This is a genomic window from bacterium (genome assembly GCA_021158245.1).
Lineage (GTDB): Bacteria > Zhuqueibacterota > QNDG01 > QNDG01 > QNDG01 > QNDG01.
The window spans coordinates 1-2,509 of sequence record JAGGVB010000042.1 but is presented as its reverse complement, the minus strand read 5'-3'; the positions used below and the strand labels follow the sequence as shown (position 1 = coordinate 2,509).

3 protein-coding genes are annotated in these 2,509 nt (G+C 39.5%); all 3 read right to left on the bottom strand.

All coding sequences use genetic code 11. From position 1 onward, the window contains the following. A partial coding sequence (locus J7K93_02140; GenBank protein MCD6115790.1) for a hypothetical protein occupies positions 1–196 on the bottom strand: 196 nt, incomplete at its 3' end. A gap of 118 nt (positions 197–314) precedes the next feature. Further along, on the bottom strand, positions 315–1,328 hold the full coding sequence (locus J7K93_02135; GenBank protein MCD6115789.1) for a LacI family DNA-binding transcriptional regulator: 1,014 nt from the start codon (positions 1,326–1,328) through the stop codon (positions 315–317). A 325-nt stretch (positions 1,329–1,653) separates the two neighbouring features. After that, a partial coding sequence (locus J7K93_02130) for a hypothetical protein (protein MCD6115788.1) occupies positions 1,654–2,509 on the bottom strand: 856 nt, incomplete at its 5' end.

Genomic DNA, 2,509 nt, shown 5'->3' with positions numbered 1-2,509 from the left:
TTTTCTCAATCTCAAAGGAGCGGAGACTGCCGTCATAACCATTCGCAGACCAGGTCATTGTAGCACCGCTGCCAATGGAGTTCCAGAAATTGGGCTGCATTGTTTCCAGGTCTCCATTTACCAGAAGGGTACCCTGGGCAAATACCAAACCTGCTGCAAATAAACCCAATAAAAAGACTGTTAAAACCTTTCTCATTACTAACCTCCCTTTCCTGTGAAAATATTAGTTTTAAAATCCCCTTAAAACGCCCCTCTTCCTCAACAACCCTTCACATTTCATTCTTTTCTCTTGAATCACCTCCTTTTTATTGACTTTAAACATCTGTTGATCTTCTGATAACCAATTCAACGGGAAGTACTGTCTTCCCCTGTATGAAATGTCCTGCCTGAATCATTTCAACAAGGCGGCGGATTGCCACAGCACCCAGTTCAATTTTATCTACACGTACCGAAGTTAAATTCGGCTCAATCTGCACATCACTTTCAATATCGTCAAAACCAACAAGCGCAACCTGCCCCGGCACTTCCATCCCATTTTCCCTGAGGCAGCGCATACAGCCCTGAGCCATTGCATCATTACCTGCAAATACTGCGGTAAAATCAATTTTGCGTTTTATCATTTTACAAATAGCATTATACCCATCTTCTATAGCTGTATATTTTTCATCAGAAACAACTAATTTTTCATTAAAAGGTATATTAAAATGATTTAAGGCCTTTTTGTATCCTTCGAAACGCTCCAGTAAACTGGGATGCTCCATATCTCCGCCTACAAAAGCAATCTGTTTGTGCCCCAGATTAATCAGATGAGAAACCGCCTGAAATGCTCCGTCCACATTGTCCATCAGCACAGCAGATATCTGTCCGGTTTTCGGGAGATTATCGACAAACACATATGGAATACTGACACTGCGGATATATTCAATTAATCCTGCGGGGATTTTTCCTGCCAGTATTACTCCGTCTACATTTTTCTCCAGAAGAAAGCGGGGAATGTACTTATCTTTACGAAAGCTCTCTTCCACTGTTGTCAGAAGCACATAATAATGATGGTAGCGTGCCTCGAATTCAGTACCCAGAAAAACTTTGGTATAGAAAGGCTCCGCCCTGGAGAAATGTTTATCAGTAAGAATAAATCCTATATTACCTGTTGTCTTACTGGCAAGCCCGCGGGCAATACGGCTCGGGTGGTAATCCAGGTCCTTAATCGCCTGCATTATTTTATGCCTCATCTCTTCACTTACATTATTTTTATTATTCAAAACAAGTGAAACAGTAGAAAGAGAAACTCCGGCCCGTGCAGCGACATCCTTAATTGTTACGCCCATTACTCACATCTCCTCGAAGCGTTTCGAGTTTTTAAGACAATTATTTTCCTTGAAGTGTATGTAAAACAGTGCTTTAGTTATTGGATGTCAGATGAAACGCTGATACTTCATCGAAGCGTTTCGATTGCATGTTATAAAATTAATTCCATATTGTCAAGGTTTTTTTTAAAAATTTAACATTTTTTTTGTAGAGGCGCACATTCAACTGAATCCCTGCTTTCCCATGAATGACAAAAATTACAGCTAACAGAACGGATATTCTTATTTTATTCTTTCTTTGCGCTCTTTGCGTGCTTTGCGAGAAATTTTTGCATGCCGACTGCTTTCACAACTGAGGCCATATCGGCGCCACAAGCTGCCTCTGAAAATCAGTCCACACACCAACCATTGGCACATGAGTCAATGTAATCTTTTTCAGAAGTACAGTATCAACTTTCACGGAATGGTTCTTTTTTAATATATCAAATTCTTCTCCGACATCCCCGCCCTTTTCTCTGTATCTGTTTTTCATTAAAACATACAAAAAATTATCCCGCCACATCTGCAGTTCCTTTTGTACATTTTCACTCCTGTCCAATCCCCGTCTCATCCCCTCATCTGCAAGCAGCTCATTTCTGACCATTATCCGGATACTCTCCTGTAAACCTTTTCTAAATTTCTCAGGAGACTGTCGGTTTACAGGAACTTCCATCATCCACAGCTTTTCAAGAAATTGCCCTGTTGTCCATGCTCTTCCGTTAAATGTTATCAGCTTGTCATCAAGATGATTAGCCAGGTTGTCCTGCACAAGCTGAACCTCTTTCCGGACAAGCATCTTTACTTTTGGAGAGGACTTACTTTTTTTATTAAATTCAATCTGTTTTTCAAGCTCTTTTGTCATAAAATTAAATGCTTTTCCTTTAAGAACTACATTCTTTCCTTTCATGAATTCTTCCACAAACTTGCCTGAACGTACTGCCTCTCTTCTTCTGCGGATTATTTTATCAATTGTTGTTTTTTTGGATTGATATTTTTCTTCCGTTAGCATAACATTCTTTATACGGTTCTCAAGTTTCAGAATTATATATCCGTTTGATACTTTCAAAATTTCAGACACTTCACCTTTATTCAGATTATGAGCAGCATCTTCAATTACAGGTTCTGCCTGGCCCCAGGTAAATTCAATTCTGTTAAATTTTTCA

Excerpts from the sequence above, each read along its gene's own strand:
- J7K93_02135 (MCD6115789.1), bottom strand. The coding sequence starts at position 1,328 with ATGGGCGTAACAATTAAGGATGTCGCTGCACGGGCCGGAGTTTCTCTT.